Here is a 7026-nt window from a genome sequence, read left to right as displayed (position 1 = left end):
GATTCAATTGTCAGACAATGATGCGTGTATTGGATGTGTAGCACTTATATTTTTAATCTCTATTGTTGGAGCTTTGTGGCCTGCAGGAAGTGTTATTTTATTTTTTATCATTGGTTTTTATATTTTATATCTATGTTTTAAACCTCCTGAAAATAAAGATGAACATACCTATAACAACACAGAAAACCAAAACAATAACAGAAACAATAACAGAAATAAAAACCAAAACAATAAACATAACCCAGCTGATGACTTCAATAATATAAATAATGAAAATATTAGACCAAATGAAGTTAATAGAAAGAACAAAAACATTGAAAAAATAGATATTAATACTGCAGGAATTGATGATATTAAAAAGTTACCTGGAATAACTATAATTTCTGCTAAAAAACTTATCCAATATCGTGAAAATGGAAATTATGTTAAATCAATGTATGATTTAGGAGAAAAACTAAATTTAAAAGATTATCAATTAGAGCAACTACGACCTTATGTGTTGATTTCTAAAAATAAAGAATACACAACAACCAACTACACTAGAAGGGTAGATTTATAATATGTAATAAATACATATACTTCTTTTTTTATTTAAGATAAAAATAAACAATATTTAAAAAAATAGAAAAAAATAAGAAGTTTCTATTACATGAAACTTGTTATTACCAATATAATTACAAGTATAGTTATTATAACTGTAATTATCCATGCTACTATATTATACCATTTAGAGTTTACATACTCCCCCATTATTCTTTTATCATTTATTATCATTAGCATCAATACCAATATAAATGGGAGAAGTATACCATTTAGTACCTGTGAAAAGAGTAATATTTGCATTAAAGGTATATTTGGTATTAATATAATTATTGCACATACAAATATCATACCAGCATATAATCCATGGAACATTGGTGCTTCTTTAAAGCTTTTTGAAATTCCTGTTTCAAATCCTAAACTTTCACATACATAGTATGCTGTGGATAATGGAAGAATAATTGCACTAAATAATGATGCATTGAGAAATCCTAATCCAAATAATATTCCAGCATATTCACCTGCAACAGGAATTAATGCAGTTGCTATATCTTTTACATCACTAACAGGTGTTCCTACAACATGTATTGTTGCTGCACATGCTATTAATATAAATAATGCTACTACTCCAGTAAATATTGGTCCAAGTATTGATTCTGCCCTTGAATACTTAAGTTCATCCTTACTTACTCCTTTTTCTACAACTGATGATTGTAGATAGAATTGCATCCATGGAGCTATTGTTGTACCAATAAGTCCTACAACCATTGTAATATATGGCGTATCTAGCTGTACCTTTGGTACTACGGAACTTGCTACTAGTGACCAGTCGGGATGTGCCATTAATCCTGCTACTATATATGAAATATATACTAATGAGAATATTATGAATATTTTTTCAACATTTTTATAATTTCCCTTTATTACAAGTAACCATATTATTATTGCAGCTAATATTACCGATATATATGATGGTATACCAAATATTTCTGAGGATACCACTATACCTGAGAATTCTGCTAGTGTATTTCCCATATTTGCTATTAACAATCCTATCATTATAAATATGGTTATTTTTACCCCTACTTTTTCACGTATTAAACTTGCAAGTCCCTTACCTGAAATTATTCCCATTCTAACACCCATTTCCTGGGCTACTATTAATGAGAATATCATTGGTATAAATGTCCAGATGAGATTATATCCATACTGTGCTCCTGCTAAACTGTATGTTAATATTCCTCCACTATCATTATCTACCATTGCTGTTATTAATCCCGGTCCTAATACTGATATAAATATAAATATAGAAGCAAGAGTTGGATAATTTTTTAATTTATGTTTTACAAAGTCTGAAAATGTCATTATATCTTACCTCATATTTTTATCTAAACATTTTTGGAATTCTCTTTTTCCATGCTGTAGGTAGTATAATATCTATTGCATCATCTACTGTAATTATTCCTTTCATCTTATTGGATTCATCAACAACTGGAAGTGCTATTAAGTTATATTTAGCAACTATTTTAGCTACTTCATCCTCTTCTTCATGTACATCAACAGATATGAATTCATGTTTCATATAATCATATATTGGAGTATTATCATCATTTAAAAGTAATTCTCTTATTGTTAAAATTCCCTTTAATGTTTCATCATCAGATAATACATAGATATAGTATAAAGTTTCCACATCATCTGCTATTCTTCTCAATTCATCCATTACTTCTTTTGTAGTTATATTTCCTTTTACTGATGCATATTCTGTTGTCATTATACCTCCAGCAGTATTTTCTGGATATCTTAGTAATTCCCTTAATTCTCTTGATTCTTCAGGATCCATTAATTGAAGAATTTCTTCTTTTTTCTCATCAGATATTGATGCTAATAGGTCTGCTGCATCATCTGGTGACATTTCATCAATTAAATCTGCTGCTTCGCGTTTTTCCATTTCTGTAAGAATTGTCTTCTGTTTTTCGGGAGATATTTCTTCAAATGCATCTGCAGCTGATTCATCATCTAATGAATTTAAAATACTCATTGAATCTGATATTCCTAAGTTATCCACAATATCTGCTATGTCTGCTGGATGTAATCTTGTTAATTTTTTCTTGGAAACTTTAAGTTTTAAATTTGTAAAATCCAATGAATCTATATCATTCCATGAAATTATATTATCTTCTTTATAGAATTTTTTTGAGATATTTCCAAGCCCCAATCTTCTAAATAGACCATTTATTCCAATATCTACACCTATTATATAGTAGTTTCCCCTCTTACATGATATTTCCACATCATTTACTCGTCTTATTTTACTTCCTTCCATGTCCACTACTTGTCTATCAAGTATATCTCTTGATAATTTAATTGTTGAATCTTGTTTTGGATATTGTTTTATGTCTTCTAATGGTTTATTTAATTTTATTTTTGTCTTAGTGATTTTTTCTATGTTCGATGAGGGTATAAAATAATTTTCTCCATTAGCTCTTATTTTTATTGCTTCTATGAGAGGATATGTTCTGTCAGAAGATATAATTATATCTTTAACTTTCCCATAATCCTCATTATTAAGGTCAAAAACTTTTTTATTTAATAATTCTGTAAGATACATTGTTCTACCCTCATTTTACTATGTTACGCTATTTATCCATCCAAATCTACTTTTAGAGGTTCTTCTTTTAATTTTTCCATTACTATTAATTCTCGTAATTCTTCTATTCCATCTATTGTTCTAATTTCTGAATTAACTATATCATTTAATTCTTCTAGTGTATGTGCCCATACTTTTATTAAAATATCATATTCTCCAGAAATACTGTATACTTGTGATACTTTGTCTAGTTTTGGTAATTCTATTTCTACATTTTCATGTTTTTCTGTTTCTGTTTGAATAATTATCATTGCAATAACTTTTATTCCTATGGCTTCTGGATTGATTATTGTCGTGTATTGTTCTATTATATTGTTATTTTCTAATTTTTTAATTCTATTTGATACTGTTGAGTCAGGTATTCCTGTTTTTGAAGATATTTTTGATATGGGCATTCTCGAATTAGATATTAGTTCTGTTAAAATCTTTTTATCATTTTCATCCATTGAAAATCATCCACTTTTTTTATGGTATCTTTTTATCTAGATTATATTTTTCTAAATAAAACTATATATAATTTGGTGTATTTCCCAATTATTATAATAAATATGGGGAAATTCCTCATTTAATTAAAAAAAATTGTTGAAAACCTCAAAATTTATAAAATATTTAAGAATAAAAGAACATGATTAAATATGATGATTTACAAGTAAAGATAATATTAAAAAAAATAGTTAAAAAAGAATATAAAGAAGATTTATTGATGTTTATTTGTTAATAAAAGAAATAGTTTCCTATAAAATCTTACAATATAACCAACAACAACACCTGCAAATATAGTTCCAAGACCCACTCCCTTAAATGTACCAAAGAAAATTAATGACATGATAACTCCTAAAATCACGTTTGTTGTGTCAAAATATGTTTTAAGTTTTCCAAAATCAGTATGTGTAACTGAATGAATAGCTAATGATACTCCTTCTCCTGGAAGAACTATTGCATGAGAATTAACTTCAAAAAAAACTCCTAATGCTATTATAATACAGCTTATAAAACAAATAAACCATTGCATCACATAAGATGTTGGTATTATATTTATTGTTAAATATAATGAGAAATCTATAAAATAGCCAAAAATAAAATTCACAATTATTTGTAATAATTGAATTTTTGGAAATTTTGATCTAAGAATCAATATTTGAATTATAATAAGTAATGTATTAAAAAGAATAGTGATTGTTCCCAGTGATAATGGAAATTTAAAACTTAACACATAAGGTATACATGAAATTGGAGTAGTACCAAGATTAGATCTTACTGATAATGCTACACCAAATGACATTATAAATAAACCTATTATTAAAATTGAATAATTATTTAGTACTTGTTTATAATCTATTTTATACAAATCTAGTTTTATATAATCATTTATAGTTTTCATAATCTCTTATACTAGTATATCTCTTTTTTAATATTTAAAAGAAAGTTTAATGTGGAAATATGATATTTCCACTAGATTATTAATTAGAAATACTTAATTTTAATATGTATATTTCAGGATCATATATAGAATCTAAGTATTTTTCCAGATTATTTTCATCATAAACTAAATATGATGTTGTATTTGTATTTATATGAATGTATATTGTATCACTTTCTGAATTAAGTAAAGATTCAACCTCTTGATTTATATTCTTTTTATTAGATACTGTGTTATTTACTTGTTGATTGTATGTATTTGATAATATGTAATTAGTTTCATTATTTGAGACCATATAAAATATTCCATTATACATTGATGTTCTATTAATTGAAAAAGGTTTACATTGCCAAATACTACTTGAATTATTATGATTATATGGACAATAATTCATATACTTATGACTTTTAATAGTGTAAATATCATAGCCATAATCAATTATTATAGGAACTTCCTTCGAATAAATATTATTTCTATTCTCTAAGCTATATTCACCCGCAATATATTCTTGATTTTTAGGATTATTTTTAGGATATACTATTAATGAATAAGACAAACCTTTTGGAAAAAAATCATCGATTAAATCAGTATTATTTTTAAGTTTAGATAACTTATTATAACTTATTTGATAAGATAAACTATTTTTTCTAAGACCAATTGTTTTTATATCTTTATCTGAAAGATTATCCCAATTACTTGGAGTTCCCTCACTCATAATAAGAGTATCCATTGTATCCTCAAGAATTTGATTTGTCATTCTATTATCCAATATCATTACTTGATTATTATTAATTGTATTAAATATGTAAAGTATCATAGAAATACAAATTACTATAATTATAATATACAATATTAATTCTGTTATTATTAATTGTCCTTTTGAATTCATAACCCATACTTATTTTTATGACCATTATCCAAGTATAATATCGTATTATTATCTAATATATGTACTTGTCCCATATACTGTCCTTCTGTATCGTTTAATAAAACATGATCTATAGATACTGGTGCTTTTTCTACAATTCCTGTTGGTATTACAAATGTTTCAATACCATAATCTAGACAAGATGTTTTATTTTCTAATCTACAAAATATACATAAACCATCATGACTTTCATGATAATAATGATTATTAATACAATTAAGAATTGTTGTATTGTTATTTCCATGTTCTTCATAATTTGTATATGGACAAGGCTTTATAACACAACCAGATATTGCATTATCATATACTCCACTATTTTCTAATTGAGTTATTTGATTATAATAAACAATATCATTTGAAAGAGCAGTATCTGCTTTTAATATGGCAAATGGATCATATACTGGATATTCATCATCTACTAATTCAACATAAATCTTCTTACCTTGACTTATGTTACTATCTTCTCTAAATTTAGAATCAATTTTATATGATACTTCTAATTGAAATGGATTTGTCTTTGATGTTTTAATATCTGTAACATTACATGATATTATACAACCCATATTTTTTTCATAAAATACTTCTTTTTCTTTTAATTTGTAATTTATATCTGTTATAAGTTCTTCGGTAGCATTCACTAATGGTTTTCTATTTATAATTACAGATAATGTTAAATTATTCATTGATTTTCTTGTTAATAGAGGTATTTCCCTTTGAAAATCATTAGTTACAATGGTTAATTTATTATCCTGAATATTTTCTACTGTTTTATTAATATAGTGATTTTCTTGTTCAATTATTGTTATTAAAAGAAACATAATAGGTATTATCATGACCATAATGAGAATACCAGTTATATATCCCTTATTATCATTTAATAGTTTCATAATTATTATAAATAATATATTAAAAATGTATTACAATATATGTTATATATAAATTGATAATTTATAAAAGTTATTATAATTTTAAACATTGTATAAAATTAATAAAAAAATAAGTTTCTGCTGAAATAATTAATCTATTATTTCAACTGAATTTACAACCACGCCAAGTTTATATTTTTCAGATGAATATTCATCTAATTGTCCCATAATATCCATAATCACGCGCATATTACCATCATCAAGAAAGGATAACAGTCTAGACTGGAAATGTTCCCAATGTTCTTCTTTATCTGTACCAATATAAGTTCTACTTATAGTTGATATATCTTCAAACCATTTTCCAGAACTTTGATATTCAAGTGTTTCATCCACTGGAAAACCAATTGTTGTAATTCTAAGGTCTATTGATAAATTATCATCAACTGATAATATATCTCTTATTGAATAATGAACTATTCTATCCATACAAATTCCTTCAAAATAATTTCTATGTAAATAATATATTTTCTACACATATAATACTATTTATTAAAACAAAATGTAAAGAAAAATTAAATAAATATGATTATTTATCAAATAAAAGTAAGTTTTTCCCTTAGAT

General features: G+C 25.3%; 8 protein-coding genes. 1 reads left to right on the top strand and 7 read right to left on the bottom strand.

Going from position 1 to position 7026, the window contains the following annotated elements; all coding sequences use genetic code 11:
• Positions 1–559, top strand: a 559-nt coding sequence (locus A9758_RS05745; protein WP_198922633.1) for a helix-hairpin-helix domain-containing protein, incomplete at its 5' end; no start/stop codon positions are given.
• 86 nt (positions 560–645) lie between these two features.
• Here A9758_RS05745 and A9758_RS05740 read toward each other — a convergent pair.
• From A9758_RS05740 to A9758_RS05710, 7 genes are all read right to left on the bottom strand, one after another.
• Positions 646–1905, bottom strand: coding sequence for an Nramp family divalent metal transporter (locus tag A9758_RS05740; protein ID WP_011407120.1), 1260 nt, complete (start codon positions 1903–1905; stop codon positions 646–648).
• Between the two features lie 19 nt (positions 1906–1924).
• The gene (locus A9758_RS05735; protein ID WP_011407121.1) at positions 1925–3151 is read right to left on the bottom strand and encodes a magnesium transporter MgtE N-terminal domain-containing protein; all 1227 of its coding nucleotides are present in this window, start codon (positions 3149–3151) and stop codon (positions 1925–1927) included.
• Between the two features lie 32 nt (positions 3152–3183).
• Positions 3184–3636, bottom strand: coding sequence for an Lrp/AsnC family transcriptional regulator (locus A9758_RS05730; RefSeq protein ID WP_011407122.1), 453 nt, complete (start codon positions 3634–3636; stop codon positions 3184–3186).
• 251 nt (positions 3637–3887) lie between these two features.
• The gene (locus A9758_RS05725) at positions 3888–4571 is read right to left on the bottom strand and encodes a YitT family protein (protein WP_048059783.1); all 684 of its coding nucleotides are present in this window, start codon (positions 4569–4571) and stop codon (positions 3888–3890) included.
• A 79-nt stretch (positions 4572–4650) separates the two neighbouring features.
• Entirely contained in the window at positions 4651–5499 is an 849-nt protein-coding gene (locus A9758_RS05720; RefSeq protein ID WP_048059784.1) for a hypothetical protein, read from the bottom strand.
• Positions 5496–6377: a hypothetical protein gene (locus tag A9758_RS05715; protein ID WP_143740881.1), complete on the bottom strand. Its 882-nt coding sequence runs from the start codon at positions 6375–6377 to the stop codon at positions 5496–5498. The genes A9758_RS05720 and A9758_RS05715 overlap by 4 nt, the downstream gene beginning before the upstream one ends.
• A gap of 177 nt (positions 6378–6554) precedes the next feature.
• Positions 6555–6890, bottom strand: coding sequence for a hypothetical protein (locus tag A9758_RS05710; RefSeq protein WP_011407126.1), 336 nt, complete (start codon positions 6888–6890; stop codon positions 6555–6557).
• Positions 6891–7026: the final 136 nt, after the last annotated feature.

Source organism: Methanosphaera sp. A6, assembly GCF_001729395.1.
In the GTDB taxonomy this organism is placed as follows: Archaea; Methanobacteriota; Methanobacteria; order Methanobacteriales; family Methanobacteriaceae; genus Methanosphaera; species Methanosphaera stadtmanae.
This window is presented reverse-complemented; position numbering and strand designations above follow the sequence as displayed.